Here is a 24,723-nt window from a genome sequence, read left to right as displayed (position 1 = left end):
GAACGAGAGCGGGGCGGGCGCCGCGGCGCATGCCCCGTTCCACAGGAGACATTCGTGCATCGCGACAACGATTCGAACGCATTGGCCGCCACGCTGGTCGCCCGGGCCGAGGCGCTGGCGCCGACGCTGGCCGGCCGCGCCGCGCAGGCGGAAGCGCAGGGCCGCATCCCGGCCGAGACGATCGCCGACATGCAGGCCGCCGGCTTCTTCAAGGTGCTGCAGCCGAAGCGCTACGGCGGCTACGAGCTCGATCCGCAGGCCTTCTTCGACATCCAGATGGCACTCGCGCGCGGCTGCATGTCGACCGCGTGGGTGTATGGCGTCGTCGGCGTGCACAACTGGCAGCTCGCGCTGTTCGACGAGCGCGCGCAGCAGGACGTGTGGGGCAACGACCCGGCGACGCTGATCGCGTCGACCTACATGCCGGTCGGCCGCGTCACGCCGGTCGACGGCGGCTTTCGCCTGTCGGGCCACTGGAAGTTCTCGAGCGGCAGCGAACTGTGCGAATGGGTGTTCCTCGGCGCGCTGGTGCCGCCGGCCGAGTCCGGCCAGCCGCCCGAATACCGCACCTTCCTGCTGCCGAAATCCGATTACCGGATCGAGCAGGACTGGGACGTGCTCGGCCTGCGCGCGACGGGCAGCCACGACATCGTCGTCGACGACGTGTTCGTGCCCGCGTACCGCACGCACAAGGCCATCGACGGGATGATGGGCACGAGCCCGGGCCTGGCGGTCAACGACGCGCCGCTGTTCAGGCTGCCGTTCGCGCAGATCTTCGTGCGCGCCGTGTGCACGTCGTGCATCGGCGCGCTGCAGGGCGCGCTCGACGATTTCACCGGTTATGCGGCCACGCGCGTATCGGCCAACAGCGGCGCGAAGACGACCGACGATCCGGGCGCGCAGAACGCGTGCGCGAACGCGGCCGTCGCGATCGACGAGATGAAGGTGCTGCTCAGGCGCAATTTCGCGGAACTGATGGCGTCGGTGACCGGCGGCCCGGCCGTGTCGATCGAGCGCCGCGTGCATTTCCGCTACCAGTCCGCGCAGGTCGCCGAGCGCTGCGCGCAGGCGGCGAACGCGCTGCTGCGCTACGCGGGCGGCAACGGCATCTATCACCGCAATCCGCTGGTGCGCCGCTTCCTCGACCTGCATGCGGCCCGCGCGCATTACGCGAACAACGTGGACCGTTTCGGCCAGAACCTCGGCGCCGTGATGCTCGGCCGCGAGAACACCGACTTCTTCATCTGACGGAGACGCGATGAACGACCCGCAAGCACAGCAATACGTGTACGACGTGGTGGTCGTCGGTTCGGGCGCGGGCGCGCTGCTCGCCGCGTGCCGCGCGGCCGACCGCGGCCTGTCCGTCGTCGTGATCGAGAAGACGGCGCTGTACGGCGGCACGTCGGCCGTGTCGGGCGGCGGGATCTGGGTGCCGTGCAACCACCATATCGCCGAGCTGGGCGCGACCGATTCGCGCGAGGCCGCGCGCGGCTACATCGAAGCCTGCGTGGCCGGCGCGTCGACACCCGAGAAGCTCGACACGTATCTCGACCGCGCGCCGGAGATGCTGCGCTACCTCGAATCGAAGACCCCGGTGCGCTACCAGTCGCTGCCGAAGTACGCGGACTATTTCCAGAAGGTGCCGGGCGCGATGCCGGGTTATCGCGCGCTCGATCCGCTGCCGTTCGACGGCGCGCTGCTCGGCGACGAGCTCGACCGGCTGCGGCCGCCGTCGCCCGGCACGCTGATCGGCGGGCGCGTGGCGGTGACGTCGAAGGAAGCGCACACGCTCTTCTCGCGCGGGCCCGGCTTCATGAAGCTCGCGATCGCACAGTTCGGCCGTTACTGGCTCGATATCGGGATGCGCCGCCGCACGCGGCGCGACCGGCGCCTGACGCTCGGCAACGCGCTGATCGGCGGGCTGCGCCGCGCGCTGCTCGAGCGCAACGTGCCGGTGTGGCTCGACACGCCGATGCGCGACCTGCTCGACGTGGACGGCCGCGTGACGGGCGTGCGCGCGCAGCGCTTCGGGCAGCCCGTGACGATCGCCGCGCGATGCGGCGTGATCCTCGGCGCGGGCGGTTTCGAGCGTAACCAGCCGATGCGCGAACGCTACCTGCCGCAGCCGACGCAGGCGCAGTGGAGCGCGACGCCGCCTGCCAACACCGGCGATGCGATCGCCGAAGGCCATCGGCTCGGCGCCGCGCTGGCGCTGATGGAACACGTGTGGGGCGCACCGACGGTCGGGATCGCCGGCGAGGAGAAACAGCGCGCGCTGTTCGTCGAGCGCAACCTGCCGGGCTGCGTGATCGTCAACAGCCTCGGCAAGCGCTTCGTCAACGAAGCCGCGCCGTATTCCGAATTCGTGCCGGCGATGTATCGCGACCATGCGCGCACCGGTGCGAGCGTGCCTGCATGGATGGTGTTCGACGCGCGGTTTCGGCGCAAGTATCCGTGCGGGCCGATCATGCCGGCGTCGATGATGCCCGATGCGCGGATTCCGGCGGCGTTTCGCGACGTGCTCGTGAAGGCCGACACGATCGACGCGCTGGCCGCGCGCATCGGCGTCGACGCGGCCGGGCTGCACGACACGCTGCGCGACATGGCGCGCTACGCGGCGACCGGAATCGACGAGGCGTTCGGCAAGGGCGACAACGCGTTCGACACGTACTACGGCGATCCGCGGAACGAGCCGAACCCGTGCCTCGGGCCGGTCGACCAGGCGCCGTTCTACGCGGTGCGGATCGACGCGGGCGACATCGGCACGAAAGGCGGGCTCGTCACCGACGCGCTGGCCCGCGTGCTGCGCGCCGACGGCGAGCCGATCGCCGGCCTTTACGCGATCGGCAACACCAGCGCGTCGATGATGGGCGCGAGCTACCCCGGCGCGGGCTCGACGCTCGGCCCGGCGATGACCTTCGGTTTCATCGCCGCCGATCACCTGGCCGCGCACGCGGCCGACGCCGGCGGCCGGCCGGCCCGGCCATCCACGACTGAACTTGACGGAGTCCAAAGATGAGCGATCTCACCCCCCATCCGCTGCGCACCGACATGCTGCTCGCGATGCGCCGCCTCGCGCGCTCCGTCACGGTCATCAGCAGCGCGCACGACGGCCGGCGCTACTCGATGTCCGCGACGGCGGTCGACTCGCTGTCGACCGATCCGCCTTCGCTGCTGATCTGCATCAACCGCACCGCGTCGCTGTATCCGCCGCTCGATGCGGGCGCCCCGTTCTGCGTGAACGTGCTGTCGGCCCGCCACGAAGGCATCGCGATCGACTGCAGCGGCCGGCTGAAGGGCGAGGCGCGCTTCACGACCGGCGACTGGCACACGTCGCCGCACGGCGTGCCCTATCTGCGCGATTCGCAGGCGAGCCTCGTATGCGAGCAGGACGGCCGCTTCGAATACGGCACGCATACGGTGTTCATCGGGCGCATTCGCGAGGTGCTGATGTGCGGCGACGTCGATCCGCTCGTCTATCTCGACGGCGCCTACACGACGCCCGGCGCGCCGGTGGCCCGTGCGGCCGCGTGACGTGAGGAGCCGGCGATGAGCGATTCGCGCTTCCATCGGCTGACCGTCGCCGAAGTGATTGCCGAAAGCGACGACGCGTGCTCGTTCGTGTTCGACGTGCCGGTCGCGTTGCGCGACGCATTCGCGTACCGGCCCGGGCAGTTCCTGACGCTGAACGTGCCGTGCGCGGCCGCGGCCGTTGCGCGCTGCTATTCGCTGTCGAGTGCGCCCGGCATCGACGCCGCGCCGAAGATCACCGTCAAGCGCGTGCGCGACGGCCGGGCGTCGAACTGGCTGTGCGACCGCGTGCAGGCGGGCGACACGCTCGAGGTGCTGCCGCCGGCCGGCGTGTTCACGCCGCGCGCACTCGACGGCGACCTGCTGCTGTTCGCGGGCGGCAGCGGCATCACGCCCGTGCTGTCGATCCTGAAATCGGCGCTTGTGCACGGGCGCGGGATGCTGACGTTGATCTACGCGAACCGCGACGAACGCTCGGTGATTTTCCGCGACGAACTGCAGCAGCTCGCGCAGCGCCATCCGGGGCGCGTGCGCGTGATTCACTGGCTCGACAGCGTGCAGGGTATTCCGCAGCAGCGCCATCTCGAGGAACTCGCGCGGCCGTTCAGCCGGCAGGAGACGTTCATCTGCGGGCCCGCGCTGTTCATGGAGAACGCGCTGGCCGCGATGCTCGGCCTCGGGCTGCCGCGTGCGCGCGTGCATGTCGAGCGGTTCGCGTCGTTGCCCGATGCACCGGCGCAGGCCGCGGCGACGGCGGCAACGGCGGCAGCGTCGTCGGCCGGCGACGGTGCGGCGATCGAGACGGTGCTCGACGGCGACGCGTTCGCATTCGACAGCGCGCCCGGCGAAACGCTGCTCGACGCGATGCTGCGCGCGGGTGTGCCGGCGCCGAATTCCTGCCGGATGGGGCAATGCGGCGCGTGCATGTGCCGGATCGAGCGCGGCGAGGTCGCGCTCGACAGCAACCACGTGCTCGACGACGACGAGATCGCGGCCGGCTGGACGCTCGCCTGTTGCGCACGGCCCGCGAGCGATGCACTGCGCGTGGTGTTTCCCGACTGAGCCGACGCGCGCCGGCGGCGCGCACGGCCACCCTGATCTATGACGATGGACAACGAAATCCTGACCACGCCCGCGCTGATCGCGCGGGCAGCCGCGCGCCACGGCGCGCATCCGGCGATCGAGTCGGAGCACGGCCGGCTGACCTACGCGGAACTCGACACGGCCCGCCTCGACGCAGCTCGCGCGCTGCTCGCGAGCGGCATCGAGGCCGGCGACCGCATCGCGGTATGGGCGCCGAACCTGCCGCAATGGATCGTCGCGGCGCTGGCGATCCACACCGTCGGCGCGATCCTCGTGCCGGTCAACACGCGGATGAAGGGGATGGAGGTGGGCGGCATCCTGCACGACGGCGGCGCGCGGCTGCTGTTCTGTTGCGGCACGTTCCTCGGCGAATCCTATCCGGCGATGCTCGCGCCGCACCGCCCCGCGACGCTCGAACGTGTCGTCGTGTTCGATGGCGAACCGCCGTGCGGCGCGCATGACGAGACCTGGAACGCGTTCCTCGCGCGCGGCGCCGAGGTGCCGCTGGACGCGGTGCGTGAACGCGAGGCACGGGTGACGCCCGACACCGTGATGGACCTGATGTTCACGTCCGGCACGACGGGCCGCCCGAAGGGCGTGATGACCGCGCACGGCCAGAACCTGCGCGCCGCGCAGGCATGGGCGGCGATCGCCGGCGTGCGTGCCGACGACCGCTACCTGATCGTCAATCCGTTTTTCCACACGTTCGGCTACAAGGCGGGCTGGCTCGCCGCGCTGTCGAGCGGTGCGACCGTGCTGCCGCATCTCGTGTTCCAGCCGGCCGACGTGCTGCGGCGCGTTGCCGTCGACCGCATATCGGTGCTGCCCGGCCCGCCGACGCTGTACTACGCGCTGCTCGACGCGCCCGATCGGGCGACGCACGACCTGTCGTCGCTGCGGATCGCGGTCACGGGCGCGGCGGCGATCGCCCCGAGCCTGATCGAACGGATGCGCGCCGAGCTCGGCTTCGAGACGGTGCTGACCGGCTACGGGCTGACCGAATCGTGCGGCTTCGCGACGCTGTGCCGTCAAGGCGACGATGCGCAGACGGTCGCCTGTACGTCGGGCCGGCCGATGCCGGATGTCGAATTACGTATCGCGGGGCCGGGCGGCACGCCGCTCGGGCCGGACGAGACCGGCGAGATCTGGGTGCGCGGCTACAACGTGATGCGCGGCTATTTCAACCAGCCGGACGCGACGCGCGAAACCGTCGATCCCGATGGCTGGCTGCATACGGGCGATCTCGGCTGCGTCGACGCGAACGGCAACCTGAAGATCACCGACCGCATCAAGGACATGTTCATCGTCGGCGGCTTCAACTGCTATCCGGCCGAGATCGAGCGGCTGCTTGCTGCGCATCCGGCGATTGCGCAGGTCGCGCTGGTCGGCGTGCCCGATACGCGGCTCGGCGAGGTCGGGCACGCGTATGTCGTGCTGCGGCCGGGCGCGCATGCCGACGCCGACGAACTGAACGACTGGGCGCGCCGCAACATGGCGAACTACAAGGTGCCGCGCTATTTCACGTTCGTCGGGCAACTACCGACGAGTGCGGCCGGGAAGGTGCTGAAGTACCGCCTGCGGGCGGGGACCGAGGCGGCGGCCTGAGCGCCGCCGCCGTACACGATCGGGATGAACGCATGAACGACAACGGGTTTCCGCAGGGTGCGGTGCTGGTGTTCGGCGGCAGCGGCGGGATCGGGCAGGGTGTCGCGCTCGAGTTCGCGCGGGCCGGCGTGCCGGTCGCGGTGGGCTACCGCAGCAAGGCCGACGTGGCCGAGCGGGTCGCGCGCGACATTCGCGGCGAGGGTGTCGCGGCCACCACGCACTGCGTGGACGTGACCGATCCCGCACAGGTCGACGCCGCGCTCGCGGCCGCGATCGGCGCGCATGGCCGCGTGCACACGGTGGTCTGGGCGGCCGGGCCGTTCGTGAACCAGCGCCATATCGGCGACATGACACACGACGACTGGCGCCGCGCGATCGACGTCGAGACGATCGGCTTCTTCGTGGCGGCGAAGGCCGCGCTGCCGCACTTCCGCGCGTCGGGCGGCGGATCGTTCGTGACGCTCGGGTCGGCCGGGCATCTGCGCTGGCCCGACCGCGACGGGCTGTCGGTCGCACCGAAGGCGGCGAACGAGGCGCTGGTGAAAGGGCTGGCGCGCGAGGAAGGGCGCTACGACATTCGCGCGAATTCGATCCTGGTCGGCGTGATCGAGGCCGGGATGTTTCCGGTGCTGCTCGAACAGGGGCAGTTCGACCAGGCGTGGATCGACGAGACACAGAAGATGCTCGCGCTCAAGCGATGGGGGAAGGCGCACGATGTCGGGCGGGCGGCGGTGTTCCTGGCGTCTGATCGGGCTGGTTACATTACCGGGCAGCAGTTGAATGTTTCCGGTGGGTATGGGTTGTAGCGGCATGCCGAAGCGGCAAATTCATTCGGACAACCGTATCTGAACGGTCGGTGGTTTTGCGCGCGGATATCGCGCGCACCATCCCTTCCGAAAATCATCGACGACGCGGGCCGATATACCGATCGGCTCGCGTATTGCATCTGTCCCGGACACGGACAGATGGATGCGCACGCATCGGTATTCACCCTGCCTCGTCACGCACGATCGCGCATCGGCATCGCGTGCGCCCGCCCAAAGGTCACACTTTTGCAACGCTTTTCCGACGTATTCCTCTGCCCACGATTGATCGTCGTGGCGACGCGCGTGCGCTGACGGCCGTCCGGCCTCGTTCCGCAGGCGTTGCGCGATCGACGCGCAAATCCGCCAATCGCGCCTTTCGGCGCGGCGCGCCGGATACGGATACGTTCCTGAAACATTTCCCCACCATTGCGCCCCGCGTTGCCGCCCGTGCGACGCGGACACGCTTTTCCCGCTTCGATTTGCGCCGCATGGCACGTGCCTTGCGGTTGACCCGGTGCCGCTGGCGCAAACGAATTTCGCGAGAACGACGAACGCGTCGGCGGCATGCAAGGACATCGAAACAAACGGGGAATCGGATCGGGCCGCGGTTGCCGCCTGTCGCGGCGTACCTGCCGCGCATGTCGTATCGGTCATGCGAATCGGCAACGTGTTCCCGATCCGTCGAACAGCAAGCGTGCTTGCAAGGTGTCGTGCCGGGGTTCGCATCACGCATGGCGACGCAGGTCGCATGCGTTGGCGAGGCGCGCCCGGCACATGTCGGGGGAGGCGCCCGTGAAAACGACAGTGAACCAATGGGCATTCGTCGCGGTGGTGTTCGCCGCGAGTGCGCATGCGCAGGAAATCTACCTGCAGGGCGGCACGCAGGGCGTCGGCATCGGCGCGGCCGTGAGCTTCAATTCGATGCTCGGTGCGCATGCGGATTTCAATGCGATCGATCTTTCGCATGACTTCACGGTGGCCGGCAATCGCTATCAGGACGACCTGAAGCTGCGCCAGGGCGGCTTGTACGCGGACATCTTTCCGTGGCGAGGCAGCGGCTTCCGCGCGACGCTCGGGCTACGCTTCAACGACGACGAGCTTCGCGGCGTATCGGTGCCGACCAATGGCACTTATGTGTTCGGCGGCAAGCGCTATCCGGCGATGCCGGGGATGTACGCGGTCGCGGAAGCGCGCTATCCGACCGTGATGCCGTACTTCGGGATCGGCTACGGGCACCGGCCGGCGTCGAAAGGGCTGGGATTCGTCGCCGATCTCGGCGTTGCGTACGGGATACCGAAATGCTCGTACACGCTGTCGCCGGAACTGGCGGCCGCGGCCGGCCCCGCGAAGAGCCAGATCCTGGCCGCGAGCGGGCTGGATTCGCTGCGGCAGGTAATGTCGCGCTACCGGTGGTATCCGGTGTTGCAGATCGGGATTTCGTATCGGTTCTGAGCGGCGGGGCGTCGTTGCGTGCGCCGGGCGGGGAATGGCCGGCATCGCCGATCAGGCCGGGCCAACGGATGTCGGCACGCGAGGGCCGACGACCCTCGCGAGCACCGCGCGCGGAGTCGGTGAATGCAGCCGTCCCGCATCGACCGGCGCGCGCCCGCGCAGGCCGTTCAGCCGTGAATAGCCGATCGGCCGTCTTTCCTGCCGTTCCGATCCGGCTTACCTTTCAAACAGCAGTTCGACGTGTCGGGCGAGCGGCGCATGCCGAAAGGGGGCATGCGGTTCGTTGCCGTTCGCTGACGCCGACCACCGTCCTCCTTCCGTTGGCGGCGATGATAGCAATGATTGCAATTCCCGGTCATGGCGCTATCATTGATATCAATCTGGATGGAGGGAACCATGGCAAATCTACTGGTACGTAACGTGGATGACAATATCGTTCAGAGCCTGCGTGAGCGGGCTGCGGCAAATGGCCGGAGTGCCGAGGCCGAACATCGGGCCATTCTGGCCGATGCGCTCGGCAGGCCGAAGCGAAAGACGTTTGCGCAAGTGCTGATGAGCATGCCCGATGTCGGCGAAGACGCGGATTTTCAACGTATTCAGGATTCCGGCGAGGCCAGGCGTGTATTTGATTGATACCAACGTCATCAGTGAAATCAGGAAGGGCAAGCGAACCAACCGTGGCGTGCGGGCGTTCTTCAGGCAGGCCGCGGCGGACGCCAGCCCGCTTTACCTGTCCGTCGTGACAGTTGCTGAACTTCGGCGCGGCGTCGACCTGATCCGTCATCGCGGCGATCACCCCCAGGCGTCGGCGCTCGAGGCCTGGGTGGCAACCATCCTGGCCGGCTATGCACCGAACATCCTGCCGGTCGACATCGAGATCAGCCAGACGTGGGGGCATTTGCGCGTGCCCGATCCGACGCACGAACTCGACAAGCTGATCGCGGCCACCGCGCTGATCAACGATCTCACCGTGGTTACGCGCAACGTCGCGGATTTCGCCCGCACCGGCGTCAGGTTGCTGAACCCGTTCGACTGATCCGGGTTGCCGCGTCGCGGCAACCTGTTACGGCTTCCCGTCTCCTTCCGCAGGCATGGCCCGTTCCGCCGGGCTGCCGCGCGCGTCCGCGCCGCTCCGATTCGCCGCCGCCTCTCGTCCCAACAGACGATGTAACACCACCCCCGACCGGCCAGAATCCTTTCACGAACAACGGATTCTGAACCAGGAGGAGGCCGACATGATCGATGTCCGTGCGCTTGGCTATATCGTCGTCGAGGCGACGCGCGTCGATGCGTGGCGCCGCTACGCGGAAGACGTGCTGGGCATGCAGGCGCTCGACGCGCCCGACGGTGCGTTGTACCTGAAGATGGACGAGCGCGATTTCCGCTACGTGATCGTCCCCGCCTCGACCGACCGCTATTTCGCGTCGGGCTGGGAACTGCCCGACGGCGCCGCGTTCGACGCCGCGCTTGCGGTGCTGCAGCGGGCAGGCATCGAGCCGATCCGCGCGACGCCCGCCGAAGCCGCGCTGCGCCGCGTGCAGGCGATGGCGTGGTGCACCGACCCGTCCGGCAACCGCCACGAGCTGTACTGGGGCGCGCGCTGCGATTTCCGCCGTTTCGTGTCGCCGCTGGGTGTTGCGCACTTCGTCACCGGCGACATGGGGCTCGGCCATGCGGTGCTGCCCGCGCCGCAGTTCGACGCGACCGACGCGTTCGTGCGCGGCGTGCTCGGCTTCGAGCTGTCCGACATCTATCGCGTGAAATTCACGCCCGATCCCGCCGAACCCGAAAAGCGCATCCACTTCATGCACTGCCGCAACGCGCGCCATCACAGCCTCGCGCTGTTCGAGATGGCCGTGCCGTCGGGCTGCGTGCACGTGATGGCCGAAGTCGACTCGATGGACGAAGTCGGCCGCGCGCTCGACCGCGTCGCCGCGCACGACGTGAAGATGTCCGCGACGCTCGGCCGTCACTGCAACGACCAGATGATCTCTTTCTACATGAAGACCCCCGGCGGCTTCGATCTCGAATACGGCTTCGGCGGCCTCACGGTCGACTGGTCGAAGCACGCGGTGTTCGAGGCCACCAAGGTGAGCCAGTGGGGCCACGATTTCAGCATCGGATACCGGTAAGCCAGCACGATGACGATGAAACCTCTCGACAAGACGATGTCCGCGCGCGATGTGGTCGCGCAACTCGCCGACGGCATGACGATCGGCATCGGCGGATGGGGGCCGCGGCGCAAGCCGATGGCGCTGGTGCGCGAAATCGCGCGCTCGAACCTGAAGGACCTGACGATCGTCGCGTACGGCGGCGCCGATGTCGGGCTGCTGTGCGCGGCCGGCAAGGTACGCAAGGTGGTGTTCGGCTTCGTGTCGCTCGACGTGATCCCGCTCGAACCGCAATTCCGCCGTGCGCGTGAACAGGGCCGCATCGACGTGCTGGAACTCGACGAAGGGATGCTGCAGCTCGGCCTGCGCGCGGCCGCCGCCCGGCTGCCGTTCCTGCCGACGCGTGCCGGGCTCGGCACCGCGCTGCTCGATCACGCGCCGCCACTGCGCACGGTGCAGTCGCCGTACGACGACGGCGAAACGCTGCTCGCGATGCCGGCGATCGGCCTCGACGTCGCGCTGCTGCACGTGAACGCGGCCGACCGGATGGGCAACACGCGTATCGACGGCCCCGATCCGTTCTTCGACGCGTGGATGGCACGTGCCGCGCAGCGTTGTTACGTGTCGGCGGAAACGGTCGACGCGTCGCTCGCGAGCGAAGACCTCGACGCAGCGAAACGCAATCCGTTCGAGCGCTCGCTCGTCACCGGCGTCGTGCACGCGCCGGGCGGCGCACACCCGACGTCGTGCGGGCCGGCCTACGGCTGGGACCTGCCGCACCTGCGCGCGTACTGCGCCAGTGCGGAAGATGATGCGAAGACGGCGGCGTACCTGCGCGACGTGGTCGGCCAGGACGAACGCCAGTACCTCGAAGGCGTCGGCGGGCTGTCGCACGTGACGACGCTGCCGTTGCCGATTCTGTAAAGGAGCGCCTGTGAGCGAATCTCTCGACCATTCCCTCGCGGAACTGATGATCGTCGCGTCCGCGCGACTCTGGCGCGACGACGGCGAAGTGCTGGCGACCGGCATCGGTACGGGCCCGCGGCTCGCGGCCGGCCTCGCGCGGCTTGCGTACAACAACGGGCTGATGCTGACCGACGGCGAAGCGTATCTCGTCGAGGAGCCGGTGCCGCTCGGCCCGCGCCCCGACGGCTACCGCGTGAAGGCGAGCGGCTGGATGACCTACGAACGCGTGTTCGACTGCCTGTGGCACGGCCGCCGCCACGCGCTCGTGATGCCGACGCAGATCGACCGTTTCGGCCAGGCCAACATCTCGTGGCTCGGCGACGACTACGCGCGCCCGAAAACCCAGCTGCTCGGCGCGCGCGGCTTCCCCGGCAACACGACGAACCACGCGAACTCGTTCTTCGTCAGCGGCCACGGCAAGCGCACGTTCGTCGAAGGCGAAGTCGACATGGTGTGCACCGTCGGCCACAACCCGGCGCGCCGGCTGCCCGGGATGAAAACCTTCGTCGACCTGCGCAGCATCGTCACCGACCTGTGCGTGATGGATTTCGGCGGCCCCGACCACGCGATCCGCGTGCGCTCGCTGCACCCGGGCGTGAGCTTCGACGAGGTGCAGGACGCGACGGGCTTCCCGTTGATCGCGCATCCGGAGCTCGGCACGACGGCAGCGCCGAACGCGGAAGACCTGCGCATCGTGCGCGCGCTCGATCCGCACAACCTGCGCGCGACGATCGTGCGCAACAATCCGGCGCCGCGCCGGGGATGAGGTCCCACATGGAAGCGACCCAGATGACGTTCGGCGACGGTGTCGTCGACTACGCGGTCGACGGCGGCATCGCGACGATCACGATGAACCGCCCCGAGTATCACAACGCGCAGAACTCGAAGATGACGTATGCGCTCGACGCGGCGTTCCGGCGCGCGGCGCACGACGACGCGGTGAAGGCGATCGTGCTCGCGGGCGCCGGCAAGCATTTCTCGGCGGGCCACGATATCGGCACGCCGGGCCGCGACATCCACGAGTCGTTCGATCGCGCATCGCTGTGGTACGACCACGTCGACAAGGACGGCGGCGAATTCCTCTATGCACGCGAGCAGGAGGTCTACCTCGGGATGTGCCGGCGCTGGCGCGACCTGCCGAAGCCGACGATCGCGATGGTGCAGGGCGCATGCATCGCGGGCGGCCTGATGCTCGCGTGGGTGTGCGACCTGATCGTCGCGTCCGAGGATGCGTTTTTTGCCGATCCGGTCGTGCGGATGGGGATTCCGGGCGTCGAGTATTTCGCGCACGCGTACGAACTGAACCCGCGCATCGCGAAGGAATTCCTGTTCCTCGGCGAACGGATGCCGGCCGAGCGTGCGTACCAGATGGGGATGGTCAACCGCGTCGTGCCGCGCGAACGGCTGCACGACGCGACCTATGCGATCGCCGCGAAGGTCGCGACGATGCCGCGCCTCGGGCTCGCGCTGACCAAGCAGGCACTGAATCACGTCGAGGAACTGCAGGGCAAGCGCGCGGCGATGGATGCGGCGTTCGCGTGGCATCACTTCGCGCATGCGCACAACGAGCTCGTGAGCGGCGACCGTCTCGGCGGCTACGACGCGCGCAGCATGGCCAGTTCGCAGCGTCAGCCGAACGGCGTTGATCGCGGCGACGCGTCCGCACCGGTCGCCGCCAACGGAGCAGCCGCATGAGCACGACGCTTCAAAGCCCGCTGCATACGCCTTTGTGCGAGCTGCTCGGCTGCCGTTATCCGATCGTGCAGACCGCGATGGGCTGGGTGGCCGACGCGCGGCTCGTTGCGGCGACCGCCAACGCCGGGGGCTTCGGCTTCCTGGCCGGCGCGACGCTCGAACCCGAGCAGGTCGAGGCCGAGATCCTGAAAGTGAAGTCGCTCACGGACAAGCCGTTCGGCATCAATTTCCACATGTTCCAGAAGAACGCGCAGCAGGTCGTCGAGCTGGCCATTCGGCACCGGCTGCGCGCGGTGAGCTACGGCCGCGGGCCGGATGCAAAGACGATCCGCCGCTTCAAGGACGCCGGCATCGTCTGCATGCCGACCGTCGGCGCACCGAAGCATGCGGTGAAGGCGGTCGAGCTCGGCGCGGACATCGTGACGGTGCAGGGCGCGGAAGGCGGCGGCCACACGGGCTCGGTGCCGACCACGCTGCTGCTGCCGAAGGTGCTCGATGCGGTGCGGGTGCCGGTGGTCGCGGCCGGCGGGTTCTTCGACGGGCGCGGGCTGGCTGCCGCGCTCGCATACGGAGCGGCCGGCATCGCGATGGGCACGCGCTTCCTGATGAGCGCCGAATCGCCGGTGCCGCGCGAGACGCTCGAACGCTACGTCGCGGTCGGCGACCCGGCGCGCATCCGCGTGTCGGATGCGCTCGACGGGCTGCCGCAACGGATGATCGACAACCCGTACCTGCTGAAGCTCGAGCGCTTCGGCCCGCTGCGCCGCACGCTGTTCGCGCTGAAGACGGCCGACGCATGGCGCCGCCAGAACGGCCTGAGCACGGGCGACATGCTCGGTCTCGCGATCAAGGCGCTGCGCTCGCACGACTACACGGCGAGCCAGACGCTGATGGCGGCGAACGCGCCGTTCCTGATCCAGCGCGCGATCGTCGAGGGCCGCCCCGATGAAGGCGTGCTGCCGAGCGGCCAGGCGGCCGCGATGATCGGCGCGATCGAACCGTGCGACGCGCTGATCGCCCGGATCGTCGCGGAAGCCGGCGAGCGACTCGACGCACTGGCCGCGCTGCGCGGCGCGGCGGCAGCGCAGGCCGCATGAACAACATCACAGGGAGGCAATGGAGATGACAGGATCCAACCAACCGGCCGGCGCGATGCCGTTCCGGATCGATCGCGCCGACGGCATCGCCGAGCTGGTGATCGCCCATCCGCCCGTGAACGCGCTCGACGCGCAGGGCTGGCATGCGCTCTCCCGCGCGCTCGATGCGCTCGGCGAGGACGACGAGGTCCGCGTGATCGTCGTGCGCGGCGAGGGGCGCGGCTTCTGCGCGGGCGTCGACATCAAGGAGCTGGCCGCGCATCCGGAGCGGATCGTGGCGGTCAACGCGGGCAATTACGAGACGTTCCGCGCAGTGCACCGCAACCCGAAGCCGGTGATCGCGGCCGTGCACGGTTTCGTGCTCGGCGGCGGGATCGGCATCTGCGGCGCGGCGGACATCGTCGTCGCGGCCGACTGCGCGCGCTTCGGCGTGCCCGAGATCGACCGTGGCGCGATGGGCGGCGGCGCGCACCTGCAGCGGCTGTTCGGCGTGCAGAAGGTACGCGCGATGTATTTCACCGGCGAGATGATCGATGCGGCCGAAGCGTACCGGCTCGGTGCGGTCGAGCAGGTCGTGACGCGCGACACGCTGCGCGACGCGGCGCTCGCGCTCGCCCGCAAGATCGCGGAGAAGAGCCCGGCGATGGTGCGGCTCGCGAAGGAGGCGCTGAACGGCGTCGAGGACGGCGATCTCGAGGACAAGTACCGCTGGGAGCAGGGCTTCACGCTGCAGGCGTACATGACGAACGATTCGACCGAAGCGCGCGCCGCGTTCGTCGAGAAGCGCGACGCGCGTTTCGATGCGCATGCCGCCGCCGAGGAGGCACGCGCATGAACCTGACCTACACGCCGCAGCAACAGGCGTTTCGCACGGAGATCCGCGAATGGCTCGCCGCGCACGTGCCGCGCGAGCGGCTGCCGAGCTTCGACACCGAGGAAGGCTTCGCCGCGCACCGCGAATGGGAGCGCACGCTGCACTCGGGCCGCTGGAGCATGGTCACGTGGCCGCGCGAGCTGGGCGGACGCGGCTGCGACCTGATCGAGTGGCTGATCTTCGAGGAAGAGTACTGGCGTGCCGACGCGCCGATGCGCGTGAACCAGAACGGCATCTTCCTGCTCGGCCCGACGCTGATGGATTTCGGCACCGCGGAGCAGAAGGCGCGTTTCCTGCCCGCGATGGCGGCCGGCGAGCACGTATGGGCACAGGGCTGGTCGGAGCCGAATGCAGGTTCCGACATGGCCGCGATCCGCACGACGGCCGCCCGGATCGGCGACGAATACGTGTTGAACGGCCAGAAGATCTGGTCGACGCGCGCGGTGTGGGCCGACTGGCTGTTCGGGCTGTTCCGCAGCGACCCGGAATCGTCACGCCACCACGGGCTCACGTTCCTGATGGTGCCGCTGTCCGCGCCGGGCATCACGGTGCGGCCGATCCGCCAGCTGAACGGGCAGACGGGCTTCGCGGAAATCTTCTTCGACGACGTGCGCGTGCCGGTCGAGAACCGGCTCGCGGCCGAAGGCGCGGGCTGGCAGGTCGCGATGGCGACGGCCGGCTTCGAGCGCGGGCTGATGCTGCGTTCGCCCGCGCGCTTCCAGCGCACCGCGCAGGCGCTGCGCGACCTGTATCTCGCCCATCGCGACAGCGCGGATCGCGATCCGACGCTGCGCGAGCGCGTGGTGCAGGCGTGGATGGATGCGCAGGCGTATGCGCTGTCGACCTACGCGACCGCGAGCCGGCTGCTGAAGGGCGGCCATATCGGCGCGGAGTCGAGCACCAACAAGGTGTTCTGGTCTGAGCTCGACCTGCGCATGCACCAGACCGCGCTCGACATTCTCGGCGCGCACGGCGAGGTCGTCCCGCAGACGGCCGCGCAGCACGCGACGCTCGGCCACTGGCTCGACGGCTTCCTGTTCGCGCAGGCCGGCACGATCTACGCGGGCACCAACGAGATCCAGCGGAACATCGTCGCCGAACGGATGCTCGGCATGCCGCGCGCATGACGGCGCCGGCGCCACCCTCACTGAACGGACATCGTATGGATTTCGTATTCGATGAAGACCAGGAAGCGCTCGCGGACAGCGTGAAGCGCCTGCTGATGACCGAGATGACGCCCGAGCTGATCCGCGAGCTCTGGGCCACGCCGACCGGGCGTTCGGACGACCTGTGGGCGCTGTTCGCGTCACAGGGGCTGACCGCCGTGTCGGTGCCCGAGGCGTACGGCGGCCTCGGCCTGAGCGAAGCGGAATGGGCGCTGCTCGCGCAGACCTACGGTTACTTCGGCAGCCCCGAGCCGCTGCTCGACACGGCGCTCGTCTCGGCCGGCGTGCTCGCGCGGCTGCCGGCGAGCGACTGGCGCGACGCGCTGCTGCGCGACATCGCCGAAGGGCGCGCGCGCGTCGCGCTCGTGCATCCGGCGAACCCGTATGCGGCCGACGTGCACGTCGCGCAGACGCTCCTGTGCGAGCACCGTGGCGAGCTGCACCGCGTCGATCCTGCGCAGTGCGCGTGGCGCGCGGTGGACAGCGTCGACCCGTCGCGGCGGCTGTTCACGCTCGACTGGGAGCCGTCGGCGGCCACGCGCATCGCAGGCGCCGACGAAGCCTCGCCGTTGCTGGATCGTGCGCTCGACCACGGCGCGTTCGCGGTCGCTGCGCAACTGCTCGGCCTCACGCAGCGCGTGCTCGACGTCGCGATCGACTACAGCGCGCAGCGCAAGCAGTTCGGCAAGGCGATCGGGTCGTACCAGGCGCTCAAGCATCTGCTTGCCGACGTCGCGATCCGCTACGAGTTCGCGCGGCCGGTGGTCGCGCGCGCCGCGCAGGCGATCGCCGACGATCACCCGCAGCGCGCGGTGTTCGTGTCCCACGCGAAGCTCGCGGCGACGTCGGCCGCGCAGCTCGCCGCGCGGCACTCGATGCAGGTGCACGGGGCGATCGGCTACACGTGGGAACTCGACCTGCAGATCTTCATGAAGCGCATCTGGGCGCTCTCCGGCAACTGGGGCGACAACGCGTTCCACAAGGCCCGCGTGGCCGACGCGATCCTCGGCGACGCGTTGCCGATCGGCCCCGCGCAGACCTTCGACCTCGAGGAATCCAACTGATGAGACAAGCCTATATCGTCGACGCGCTGCGCACGCCGACCGGCCGCCGCAAGGGCGGGCTCGCGCACGTGCATGCGGCCGACCTCGGCGGCTTCGTGCTGAAGACGCTCGTCGAGCGCAACGCGATTCCCGCCGACGAATACGACGACGTGGTGTTCGGCTGCGTCGACACGATCGGCCCGCTCGCGGGCAACATCGCGCGCACCTGCTGGCTCGCGGCCGGGTTGCCGCTGCAGGTGCCGGGCGTGACGGTCGATCGCCAGTGCGGCTCGTCGCAGCAGGCCGTGCATTTCGCCGCACAGGCCGTGATGAGCGGCGTGCAGGACGTGGTGGTCGCGGGCGGCGTGCAGACGATGACGCAGATCCCGATCTCGTCCGCGATGACCTGCGCGGCGCCGCTCGGCTTCGACGACCCGTTCTCGGGCAGCACCGGCTGGCGCGCGCGCTTCGGCGATGCGCCGGTGTCGCAGTTCGTCGCCGCGCAGCGGATCGCCGATCACTGGAACCTGTCGCGCGACGCAATGGAGCGTTATGCGCTCGAAAGCCACCGCCGTGCGGTCGCCGCGATCGAGGCCGGGCATTTCAAGCGGGAAATCGTGCCGCTCGAAGGCGTGCTGCACGACGAGACGCCGCGCCCCGACACGTCGCTGGAAAAGATGGCGACGCTCGAGCCGCTGACGCCGGGCGGCTCGCTGACGGCCGCCGTCGCGAGCCAGACCTGCGACGCGGCTGCGGCGTTGCTGATCGTGTCGGAGGACGCGTTGAAGCGCTACGGCCTCACGCCGCGCGCGCGCATCCATCACCTGAGCGTGCTGGGCGACGATCCGCTGTGGATGCTGACCGCGCCGATCCCGGCGACGAAGGCCGCGTTGAAGAAGAGCGGGCTCGACTGGTCGCAGATCGACGTCGTCGAGATGAACGAGGCGTTCGCGTCGGTCGCGCAGGCGTGGCTGGCCGATACGCGTTTCCCGCATGAGAAGACCAACCCGAACGGCGGCGGCATCGCGCTCGGCCATCCGCTCGGCGCGACCGGTGCGCGGCTGATGACGACGCTGCTGCACGAACTGGAACGCACCGGCGGCCGTTACGGATTGCAGACGATGTGCGAAGGCGGCGGCCTCGCGAACGTCACGATCATCGAGCGCCTGTGAGCGCGTCACTTTCACGATCTCACGATCCAAGAGGCACCAGCATGGGAATCTGTAACGGACGCACCGTCATCATCACCGGCGCGGGCGGCGGGCTCGGGCGCGAATATGCGCTCGCGTTTGCGGCCGAAGGCGCGGCGGTCGTCGTCAACGACATCCGGCACGAGGCCGCGCAGGCCGTGTGCGACGAGATCGCACGACGCGGCGGCAACGCGCTTGCGAATGCGGACGACATCACGCGCGTCGAAACGGCGCAGCGGATCGTCGACGCGGCCCGCGGAGCGTTCGGCGATGTGCACGTGCTCGTCAACAACGCGGGCATCTGCCGCGACAAGATGTTCACGAGCATGACCGAAACCGACTGGGACGACGTGATGCGCGTGCATCTGCGTGGCCACTTCTGCCTGTCGAGCGTGCTGGCGCGTGTGTGGCGCGATGCCGCGAAGGCCGGCCACGCGGTCGACGCGCGGATCGTCAACACGAGTTCCGGCGCCGGGCTGCAAGGCTCGATCGGCCAGTCGAACTACGGCGCGGCGAAGGCCGGCATTGCCGCGCTCACGCTGATGCAGGCGGCCGAGCTGCAGCGCTACGGCGTGCGCGTGAACGCGCTCGCGCCGGCCGCGCGCACGTCGATGACCGAAGGCGTGTTCGCCGACATGATGAAGAAGCCCGAGGACGGCGGCTTCGACTATTTCGACCCGGCCAACGTCGCGCCGCTCGTCGTGTGGCTCGGCAGCGCGCTGTCGGCCGACGTGACGGGCCGGGTGTTCGAGGTCGCGGGCGGGATGATCGCGGTCGCGGAAGGCTGGCGCACGGGCCCGAGCGTCGACCGCGGCGCGCGCTGGGCGGCGGCCGAGGTCGGCCCGGCGGTCGCGCGGCTGCTCGCCGACGCGCGGCCCGCGCAGCGCGTGTACGGGAGCTGAGCATGGATCTGGCGCTCACCGACGAACAGGCGATGATCCGCGACGCGGCCGCCGACGTGCTCGCCGAACGCAGCGCGTCCGCCGACGTGCGCCGCGCACTCGAGCAATCGGCCGGCCGCGACGATGCGCTGTGGGCTGCACTAGCAGGCGAACTCGGCTGGAACGCGCTTGCGCTGCCGGAGGCGGCGGGCGGGCTCGGGCTCGGTGCGGTCGAGCAGGCGGTGCTGATGGAACAGCTGGGCCGGCGCATCGCATGCGTGCCGTATTTTTCGACCGCGTGCCTCGCGGCGACCGCGCTGGGCGGCTGCGACACGTCGCTGGCGACCGGCTGGCTCGCGAAGATCGCCGAAGGCGCGTGCAGCGCGACGCTGGCGCTGCCGTTCGACTGGCTATTCGGCGAGCCGGGTGGCGCGCGGGTCGGCCGGCCATATGGCCGGCCGGGTGCCAATGCGTTCGGCGCATCTTTCGGCGACTCGTTCGACGAACCGGCCAGTGCGCGATCGCTTCCGTTCATCGCGGAAGAAACCGCGGCCGGCTTCGCATTGTCCGGCGTCGCAGCACAAGTGCTCGACGGTGCGCGCGCCGACCTGCTGCTGGTTCCGGCGCGGATCGCGAACGAAGGGCAGTCGGTCGGCCTGTTCGCGATCGACATGACCGCCGGCGCGGCCGGCGTTGCGGTGACGCCGCTCGACACGCTCGACGCGACGAGGCCGCTCGCACGAATTGCGCTCGACGACGTGCGCGTGAGCCGCGACGCGCTGATTGCAGGCCGCGACGCGGCGCAGGTGCTCGAACGCGCCGCATGGTTCGCGGCGCTCGCGCTGGCCGCCGAACAACTCGGCGGCGCACAGCAATGCCTCGACCTGACGCTCGACTACACGAGCCAGCGCGTGCAGTTCGGCCGCGCGATCGCGTCGTTCCAGGCCGTCAAGCACCGTTGCGCGCAGATGATGGTGCTGATCGAATCGGCGCGCTCGGCCGTGCTCGGCGCCGCGCACGCATGGGACGCGGAAGCCGGCAGCGTGGGGCCGGGCGCCGCATTGCGTGCCGACATCGCCGCGGCGAAATCCGCCGCGAACGACGCGTACGCGTTCTGCGCCCAGGAAGCGATCCAGTTGCACGGCGGCGTCGGCTTTACGTGGGAATACGACCCGCATCTCTACTTCAAGCGCGCGCAGGCGTCGGGCGCGCAGTTCGGCAGCACGCCGCAACTGCTCGAATGGATCGCATGCCATGCGATCGAAGGCGGCGCATCGCAGCGTGGCGAAGCGTTCGAGCCACCGGCTGCAGCCGCATCCCGCCCGTCCGCCGCACGCGCAGGAGCCCTTCAATGAACAGCGAAACGCGCGAACAGCAATTGCGGCACGAAGTGGCCGACTGGGTGCAATCGCACCTGACCGGCGAATTCGCGTGCCTGAAATACCGCGGCGGCCCCGGCGACGAGGAAGCGTTTCCCGACCTGCGCAAGGCATGGGAGCGGGAACTCGCGCAGGGCGGCTGGACCGGCCTCGGCTGGCCGACCGCCGCCGGCGGGCGTGGCTTCTCGGTGGCCGAACAGGTGATCTTCCACGAGGAATACGCGCGCGCCGGAGGCCCGGGAAGGATGGGCCACATCGGCGAAGGGCTGCTCGGGCCGACGCTCGTCGCCTGCGGCACCGACGACCAGCGCGCGCGCTTCCTGCCCGGCATTCTTGCCGGCACGCAGTTCTGGTGCCAGGGCTATTCGGAGCCGGGCGCGGGTTCCGACCTGGCCAACGTGCGCACGCGTGCCGAACAGGATGCGGACGGTACGTGGCGCGTCCACGGCCAGAAGGTCTGGACGTCGCTCGCACACGATTCCGACTGGATCTTCGTGCTCGCGCGCACCGATCCCGCGTCGAAGGGCAACAAGGGGCTGTCGTTCCTGCTGATGCCGCTCGACCAGCCGGGCATCGAGATCCGGCCGATCAGGCAGCTCAACGGCGGTGCGGAATTCAACGAGGTGTTCTTCGACGGCGCGCGCGCGGAAGCACGCGACCTCGTCGGCGCCCCCGGCGACGGCTGGCGGATCGCGATGACGCTGCTCGGTTTCGAACGCGGGATGTCGACGCTCGGCCAGCAGATGCAGTTCGTCCGCGAACTCGAATGGGTGATCGACGCCGCGCGCGAATCGGGCGCGGACCGCGACCCGGTGCTGCGGCAGCGGATCGGCCGCGCGTGGGCTGGGCTGCGCGTGATGCGCTACAACGCGCTGCGCATGCTGTCCGGCGCCGACGACGCCGATGGCGGTGGCACCGCGCCGCTGCGCCGCGAGGCACTGATCTACAAGTATTTCTGGTCGAACTGGCACCGCGACCTCGGCCAGCTTGCGATGGATGCGCTCGGGCCTCGCGCGAACGTGATCGATCCGGCCGACGAAAAGCTCACCCATCTGCAGCGCGTATTCCTGTTCTCCCGTGCGGACACGATCTACGCGGGTACCAACGAAATCCAGCTCAACATCATGGCCGAGCGCGGGCTCGGCATGCCCAGGGAACCACGAGGCACCGCATGACCGAACCCCAGATCCAGAAAGCGCCGGCCTACGTGCCGGGCCACCAGCTGCTCGCCGGCAAATCGGTGCTGATCACGGCCGCCGCCGGCGCCGGCATCGGCTTCGCGGCCGCGCGCCGCTGCGCGGAGGAAGGCTGCCGCGCGCTGTTCATCTCCGACATCCACGAAAAGCGCCTCGAACAGGCGGTTCAGACACTGCGCGCCGAAACGGGGCTGCAACAGGTCTATGGCCGCCTGTGCAACGTCGCGGTCGAAGCCGACGTGCAGGCACTCGTTGCCGACGCGCAGGACAAGCTCGACGGCGTCGACGTGCTGATCAACAACGCGGGGCTCGGCGGGGCGACCCGCATCGTCGATATGGACGATGCCGAATGGTCGCGGGTGATCGACATTAGCCTCACCGGGACGTTCCGGATGACGCGCGCGATGCTGCCGCACATGCAGGCCCGCGGCCGCGGCGCGATCGTCAACAACGCATCGGTGCTCGGCTGGCGCGCGCAGGCGGAACAGGCGCACTACGCGGCGGCGAAAGCGGGCGTGATGGCGCTCACGCGCTGCGCGGCGCTCGAGGCGTCGCCGTACGGCGTGCGCATCAACGCGGTCGCGCCGAGCATCGCGATGCACGATTTTCTGAAGAAGTCGGCCCCGGCCGACCTGCTGAATCAACTGGCGTCGCGCGAAGCCTTCGGGCGCGCCGCCGAAGTCTGGGAGGTCGCGAACGTGATGGTGTTCCTTGCAAGCGATTACGCGTCGTACATGACGGGCGAAGTGCTGTCGGTCAGCAGCCAGCACGCATGATGAGCACGACCCTCGACCCCGTGCGCGCGACGCCCCGCGTGTTCGCGCATCCCGGCGAACTCGCGGCTGCCGTCGGCGACACGCTCGGCGCGAGCGCGTGGCTCGCGATCGACCAGATCCGCATCGACGGCTTCGCCGACGCGACCGGCGATCACCAGTGGGTGCACGTCGACCCGGTGCGCGCGAAGGACGGCCCGTTCGGCGCGTGCATCGCGCACGGCTACCTGACGCTGTCGCTCGTCAATCATTTCCTGCCGCAGATCGTGCGTATCGACGGCGCGCGGCTCGGCGTCAACTACGGCTGCGACAGGATCCGTTTCCCCGCGCCGGTGAAGGTCGGCGCGCGCGTGCGCGGCGTCGGCGAGCTGCTGCGCGTCGAGCCGCTCGACGGCGGCGTGCAGGCATGGATTCGCGTGACCGTCGAGATCGAAGGCGAAGCGAAACCCGGCTGCGTGGCCGACACGATCAGCCGTTACTACTTCTAGATTCAGAGAACCAGCTCATGGAAGACGCAGTCATCGTTTCCGTCGCGCGCACGCCGATCGGCAAGGCGTTTCGCGGCATGTTCAACGACACCGAGGCGCCCGCGCTGGGCGGCCACGTGGTGCGTACCGCGCTCGAGCGCGCGGGCGTCGCGCCGGCCGACGTCGACGACGTGCTGATCGGCTGCGCCGCGCAGCAGGGCACGCAGGGCTACAACATCGGCCGCCTGTCGGCGGCGGCGGCCGGGCTGCCGGCATCGGTGCCCGGCATGGCGATCGACCGCATGTGCTCGTCGGGCCTGATGTCGATCGCGAGCGCCGCGCGCAGCATCGGCGCGGGCGATGCGCGGATCGTCGTCGCGGGCGGCGTCGAGTCGATCTCGCTTACGCAGAACAAGCACAAGAACGCGTATCGCGCGCGTTCGCAGGCCGTTCTCGACCACCAGCCGGCCGCGTACATGGCGATGATGGAGACGGCCGAGATCGTGTCGCGCCGCTACGGGATCTCGCGTGCGGCGCAGGATGAATTCGCGCTGCAGAGCCACCAGCGCACGGCCGACGCCCAGGCGGCCGGCCGCTTCGATGCGGAAATCGGGCCGCTCGACGTGCGACGCGCGCTGTTCGACAAGGAAGGCAACCCGGCCGGCCACGAGGATCTGCGTGCGGCGCGCGACGAAGGCGTCCGCGCCGATACGACAGCCGAGCGGCTCGCGGGGCTGAAGCCGTCGTGGAGCGGCGGCAAGGTCGTGGAGCAGGGCGAGTTCGTGACGGCCGGCAATGCGTCGCAGCTGTCGGACGGCGCGGCGGCCGTGGTCGTGATGTCGCGCAGCGAGGCGCTACGCCGCGGGCTGACGCCGCTCGGCGTGTTCCGCGGCCTCGCGGTGGCCGGCTGCGAGCCGGACGAGATGGGCATCGGCCCGGTGTTCGCGATTCCGAAGCTGCTGGCGCGCTTCGGCATGACCGTCGGCGACATCGGGCTGTGGGAGCTGAACGAGGCGTTCGCGTGCCAGGCGCTGTACTGCCGCGACACGCTCGGCATTCCCGACGACCGGCTGAACGTCGACGGCGGTGCGATCGCGCTCGGCCATCCGTTCGGGATGTCGGGTACGCGGATGACGATGCACGCACTGCTCGAAGGCGCGCGGCGCGGCGTACGGCACGCGGTCGTGACGATGTGCATCGGCGGCGGGATGGGTGCCGCCGCGCTGTTCGAGGTCGGCGCATAGCGCACGTAGCGCACGTCTCGGACGTAGCGGCACGCGGATGGGCCGCGCCGCGCACGCGGCGAACCATTCACGAACGACGATTCGAGGCCGCGGCCATGACCGGCGGCCCGGAGACTTGCAGGCGACGGTCGTCGGCGCGTACGCGCCAACGGCCGTCGAACGCA

At 69.5% G+C, this 24,723-nt stretch carries 24 protein-coding genes; all 24 read left to right on the top strand.

Going from position 1 to position 24,723, the window contains the following annotated elements; all coding sequences use genetic code 11:
* Positions 1 to 54: 54 nt before the first annotated feature.
* The 24 genes from AB3K92_RS16315 to AB3K92_RS16200 all read left to right on the top strand — a co-directional run bounded on the left by AB3K92_RS16315 (position 55) and on the right by AB3K92_RS16200 (position 24,559).
* Complete coding sequence (locus tag AB3K92_RS16315; RefSeq protein WP_060055500.1) at positions 55 to 1,248, top strand: acyl-CoA dehydrogenase family protein; 1,194 nt, start codon at positions 55 to 57, stop codon at positions 1,246 to 1,248.
* Positions 1,249 to 1,258: 10 nt separating this feature from the next.
* On the top strand, positions 1,259 to 3,019 hold the full coding sequence (locus AB3K92_RS16310; protein WP_369465429.1) for an FAD-dependent oxidoreductase: 1,761 nt from the start codon (positions 1,259 to 1,261) through the stop codon (positions 3,017 to 3,019).
* Complete coding sequence (locus AB3K92_RS16305; protein WP_021159417.1) at positions 3,016 to 3,534, top strand: flavin reductase family protein; 519 nt, start codon at positions 3,016 to 3,018, stop codon at positions 3,532 to 3,534. The genes AB3K92_RS16310 and AB3K92_RS16305 overlap by 4 nt, the downstream gene beginning before the upstream one ends.
* Positions 3,535 to 3,549: 15 nt before the next feature.
* Positions 3,550 to 4,593, top strand: coding sequence for a 2Fe-2S iron-sulfur cluster-binding protein (locus AB3K92_RS16300; RefSeq protein ID WP_369465428.1), 1,044 nt, complete (start codon positions 3,550 to 3,552; stop codon positions 4,591 to 4,593).
* Positions 4,594 to 4,632: 39 nt separating this feature from the next.
* Positions 4,633 to 6,219, top strand: a complete 1,587-nt coding sequence (locus tag AB3K92_RS16295; RefSeq protein ID WP_369465427.1) for a FadD3 family acyl-CoA ligase — start codon at positions 4,633 to 4,635, stop codon at positions 6,217 to 6,219.
* 32 nt (positions 6,220 to 6,251) lie between these two features.
* Positions 6,252 to 7,025: an SDR family NAD(P)-dependent oxidoreductase gene (locus tag AB3K92_RS16290; RefSeq protein ID WP_060072513.1), complete on the top strand. Its 774-nt coding sequence runs from the start codon at positions 6,252 to 6,254 to the stop codon at positions 7,023 to 7,025.
* Positions 7,026 to 7,799: 774 nt separating this feature from the next.
* Positions 7,800 to 8,477 (top strand): hypothetical protein, encoded by a 678-nt coding sequence (locus AB3K92_RS16285; RefSeq protein WP_059487948.1) that lies wholly within the window; start codon positions 7,800 to 7,802, stop codon positions 8,475 to 8,477.
* Between the two features lie 396 nt (positions 8,478 to 8,873).
* Positions 8,874 to 9,110, top strand: coding sequence for a hypothetical protein (locus AB3K92_RS16280; protein ID WP_021159426.1), 237 nt, complete (start codon positions 8,874 to 8,876; stop codon positions 9,108 to 9,110).
* Positions 9,043 to 9,513 (top strand): type II toxin-antitoxin system VapC family toxin, encoded by a 471-nt coding sequence (locus AB3K92_RS16275; RefSeq protein ID WP_175755016.1) that lies wholly within the window; start codon positions 9,043 to 9,045, stop codon positions 9,511 to 9,513. The genes AB3K92_RS16280 and AB3K92_RS16275 overlap by 68 nt, the downstream gene beginning before the upstream one ends.
* Positions 9,514 to 9,712: 199 nt before the next feature.
* The gene (locus AB3K92_RS16270; RefSeq protein ID WP_104766184.1) at positions 9,713 to 10,609 is read left to right on the top strand and encodes a VOC family protein; all 897 of its coding nucleotides are present in this window, start codon (positions 9,713 to 9,715) and stop codon (positions 10,607 to 10,609) included.
* A gap of 9 nt (positions 10,610 to 10,618) precedes the next feature.
* The gene (locus tag AB3K92_RS16265; protein ID WP_369465426.1) at positions 10,619 to 11,512 is read left to right on the top strand and encodes a CoA transferase subunit A; all 894 of its coding nucleotides are present in this window, start codon (positions 10,619 to 10,621) and stop codon (positions 11,510 to 11,512) included.
* 10 nt (positions 11,513 to 11,522) lie between these two features.
* On the top strand, positions 11,523 to 12,320 hold the full coding sequence (locus AB3K92_RS16260; RefSeq protein WP_048025082.1) for a CoA-transferase subunit beta: 798 nt from the start codon (positions 11,523 to 11,525) through the stop codon (positions 12,318 to 12,320).
* An 8-nt stretch (positions 12,321 to 12,328) separates the two neighbouring features.
* The gene (locus tag AB3K92_RS16255; RefSeq protein WP_369465425.1) at positions 12,329 to 13,249 is read left to right on the top strand and encodes an enoyl-CoA hydratase; all 921 of its coding nucleotides are present in this window, start codon (positions 12,329 to 12,331) and stop codon (positions 13,247 to 13,249) included.
* Positions 13,246 to 14,346 carry a nitronate monooxygenase family protein gene (locus AB3K92_RS16250; RefSeq protein ID WP_175849931.1) on the top strand — a complete coding sequence of 367 codons (1,101 nt, stop codon included), beginning with the start codon at positions 13,246 to 13,248 and terminating at the stop codon, positions 14,344 to 14,346. Before AB3K92_RS16255 ends, AB3K92_RS16250 begins: the two co-directional genes overlap by 4 nt.
* Before the next feature lie 19 nt (positions 14,347 to 14,365).
* Positions 14,366 to 15,181, top strand: coding sequence for an enoyl-CoA hydratase family protein (locus tag AB3K92_RS16245; RefSeq protein WP_059484832.1), 816 nt, complete (start codon positions 14,366 to 14,368; stop codon positions 15,179 to 15,181).
* The gene (locus AB3K92_RS16240; RefSeq protein ID WP_059484833.1) at positions 15,178 to 16,347 is read left to right on the top strand and encodes an acyl-CoA dehydrogenase family protein; all 1,170 of its coding nucleotides are present in this window, start codon (positions 15,178 to 15,180) and stop codon (positions 16,345 to 16,347) included. The genes AB3K92_RS16245 and AB3K92_RS16240 overlap by 4 nt, the downstream gene beginning before the upstream one ends.
* A gap of 35 nt (positions 16,348 to 16,382) precedes the next feature.
* Positions 16,383 to 17,450, top strand: a complete 1,068-nt coding sequence (locus AB3K92_RS16235) for an acyl-CoA dehydrogenase family protein (protein WP_369465424.1) — start codon at positions 16,383 to 16,385, stop codon at positions 17,448 to 17,450.
* Complete coding sequence (locus AB3K92_RS16230; protein ID WP_059498520.1) at positions 17,450 to 18,601, top strand: acetyl-CoA C-acetyltransferase; 1,152 nt, start codon at positions 17,450 to 17,452, stop codon at positions 18,599 to 18,601. Before AB3K92_RS16235 ends, AB3K92_RS16230 begins: the two co-directional genes overlap by 1 nt.
* Positions 18,602 to 18,642: 41 nt before the next feature.
* Complete coding sequence (locus AB3K92_RS16225) at positions 18,643 to 19,521, top strand: SDR family oxidoreductase (protein WP_369465423.1); 879 nt, start codon at positions 18,643 to 18,645, stop codon at positions 19,519 to 19,521.
* A 2-nt stretch (positions 19,522 to 19,523) separates the two neighbouring features.
* A complete protein-coding gene (locus tag AB3K92_RS16220) occupies positions 19,524 to 20,855 on the top strand; it encodes an acyl-CoA dehydrogenase family protein (RefSeq protein WP_060324537.1) in 1,332 nt (443 codons plus the stop codon).
* Entirely contained in the window at positions 20,852 to 22,054 is a 1,203-nt protein-coding gene (locus tag AB3K92_RS16215; protein WP_059622845.1) for an acyl-CoA dehydrogenase family protein, read from the top strand. The genes AB3K92_RS16220 and AB3K92_RS16215 overlap by 4 nt, the downstream gene beginning before the upstream one ends.
* The gene (locus AB3K92_RS16210; RefSeq protein WP_059622847.1) at positions 22,051 to 22,851 is read left to right on the top strand and encodes an SDR family oxidoreductase; all 801 of its coding nucleotides are present in this window, start codon (positions 22,051 to 22,053) and stop codon (positions 22,849 to 22,851) included. The genes AB3K92_RS16215 and AB3K92_RS16210 overlap by 4 nt, the downstream gene beginning before the upstream one ends.
* The gene (locus AB3K92_RS16205; protein ID WP_027791722.1) at positions 22,851 to 23,336 is read left to right on the top strand and encodes a MaoC family dehydratase; all 486 of its coding nucleotides are present in this window, start codon (positions 22,851 to 22,853) and stop codon (positions 23,334 to 23,336) included. Before AB3K92_RS16210 ends, AB3K92_RS16205 begins: the two co-directional genes overlap by 1 nt.
* Before the next feature lie 17 nt (positions 23,337 to 23,353).
* Positions 23,354 to 24,559 carry an acetyl-CoA C-acyltransferase gene (locus tag AB3K92_RS16200; RefSeq protein ID WP_369465422.1) on the top strand — a complete coding sequence of 402 codons (1,206 nt, stop codon included), beginning with the start codon at positions 23,354 to 23,356 and terminating at the stop codon, positions 24,557 to 24,559.
* The last annotated feature ends 164 nt before the right edge of the window (positions 24,560 to 24,723 follow it).

Source organism: Burkholderia sp. Bmkn7 (assembly GCF_041103175.1).
Taxonomy (GTDB): Bacteria; Pseudomonadota; Gammaproteobacteria; order Burkholderiales; family Burkholderiaceae; genus Burkholderia; species Burkholderia cepacia.
This window is presented reverse-complemented; position numbering and strand designations above follow the sequence as displayed.

What these genes read in the sequence shown, in the direction of transcription:
- AB3K92_RS16310 (WP_369465429.1), top strand. Translation starts at nt 1,259, where the DNA reads ATGAACGACCCGCAAGCACAGCAATACGTGTACGACGTGGTGGTCGTC.
- AB3K92_RS16305 (WP_021159417.1), top strand. Translation starts at nt 3,016, where the DNA reads ATGAGCGATCTCACCCCCCATCCGCTGCGCACCGACATGCTGCTCGCG.
- AB3K92_RS16300 (WP_369465428.1), top strand. Translation starts at nt 3,550, where the DNA reads ATGAGCGATTCGCGCTTCCATCGGCTGACCGTCGCCGAAGTGATTGCC.
- AB3K92_RS16295 (WP_369465427.1), top strand. Translation starts at nt 4,633, where the DNA reads ATGACGATGGACAACGAAATCCTGACCACGCCCGCGCTGATCGCGCGG.
- AB3K92_RS16290 (WP_060072513.1), top strand. Translation starts at nt 6,252, where the DNA reads ATGAACGACAACGGGTTTCCGCAGGGTGCGGTGCTGGTGTTCGGCGGC.
- AB3K92_RS16285 (WP_059487948.1), top strand. Translation starts at nt 7,800, where the DNA reads ATGTCGGGGGAGGCGCCCGTGAAAACGACAGTGAACCAATGGGCATTC.
- AB3K92_RS16280 (WP_021159426.1), top strand. Translation starts at nt 8,874, where the DNA reads ATGGCAAATCTACTGGTACGTAACGTGGATGACAATATCGTTCAGAGC.
- AB3K92_RS16275 (WP_175755016.1), top strand. Translation starts at nt 9,043, where the DNA reads ATGTCGGCGAAGACGCGGATTTTCAACGTATTCAGGATTCCGGCGAGG.
- AB3K92_RS16270 (WP_104766184.1), top strand. Translation starts at nt 9,713, where the DNA reads ATGATCGATGTCCGTGCGCTTGGCTATATCGTCGTCGAGGCGACGCGC.
- AB3K92_RS16265 (WP_369465426.1), top strand. Translation starts at nt 10,619, where the DNA reads ATGACGATGAAACCTCTCGACAAGACGATGTCCGCGCGCGATGTGGTC.
- AB3K92_RS16255 (WP_369465425.1), top strand. Translation starts at nt 12,329, where the DNA reads ATGGAAGCGACCCAGATGACGTTCGGCGACGGTGTCGTCGACTACGCG.
- AB3K92_RS16250 (WP_175849931.1), top strand. Translation starts at nt 13,246, where the DNA reads ATGAGCACGACGCTTCAAAGCCCGCTGCATACGCCTTTGTGCGAGCTG.
- AB3K92_RS16245 (WP_059484832.1), top strand. Translation starts at nt 14,366, where the DNA reads ATGGAGATGACAGGATCCAACCAACCGGCCGGCGCGATGCCGTTCCGG.
- AB3K92_RS16240 (WP_059484833.1), top strand. Translation starts at nt 15,178, where the DNA reads ATGAACCTGACCTACACGCCGCAGCAACAGGCGTTTCGCACGGAGATC.
- AB3K92_RS16235 (WP_369465424.1), top strand. Translation starts at nt 16,383, where the DNA reads ATGGATTTCGTATTCGATGAAGACCAGGAAGCGCTCGCGGACAGCGTG.
- AB3K92_RS16230 (WP_059498520.1), top strand. Translation starts at nt 17,450, where the DNA reads ATGAGACAAGCCTATATCGTCGACGCGCTGCGCACGCCGACCGGCCGC.
- AB3K92_RS16225 (WP_369465423.1), top strand. Translation starts at nt 18,643, where the DNA reads ATGGGAATCTGTAACGGACGCACCGTCATCATCACCGGCGCGGGCGGC.
- AB3K92_RS16220 (WP_060324537.1), top strand. Translation starts at nt 19,524, where the DNA reads ATGGATCTGGCGCTCACCGACGAACAGGCGATGATCCGCGACGCGGCC.
- AB3K92_RS16215 (WP_059622845.1), top strand. Translation starts at nt 20,852, where the DNA reads ATGAACAGCGAAACGCGCGAACAGCAATTGCGGCACGAAGTGGCCGAC.
- AB3K92_RS16210 (WP_059622847.1), top strand. Translation starts at nt 22,051, where the DNA reads ATGACCGAACCCCAGATCCAGAAAGCGCCGGCCTACGTGCCGGGCCAC.
- AB3K92_RS16205 (WP_027791722.1), top strand. Translation starts at nt 22,851, where the DNA reads ATGAGCACGACCCTCGACCCCGTGCGCGCGACGCCCCGCGTGTTCGCG.
- AB3K92_RS16200 (WP_369465422.1), top strand. Translation starts at nt 23,354, where the DNA reads ATGGAAGACGCAGTCATCGTTTCCGTCGCGCGCACGCCGATCGGCAAG.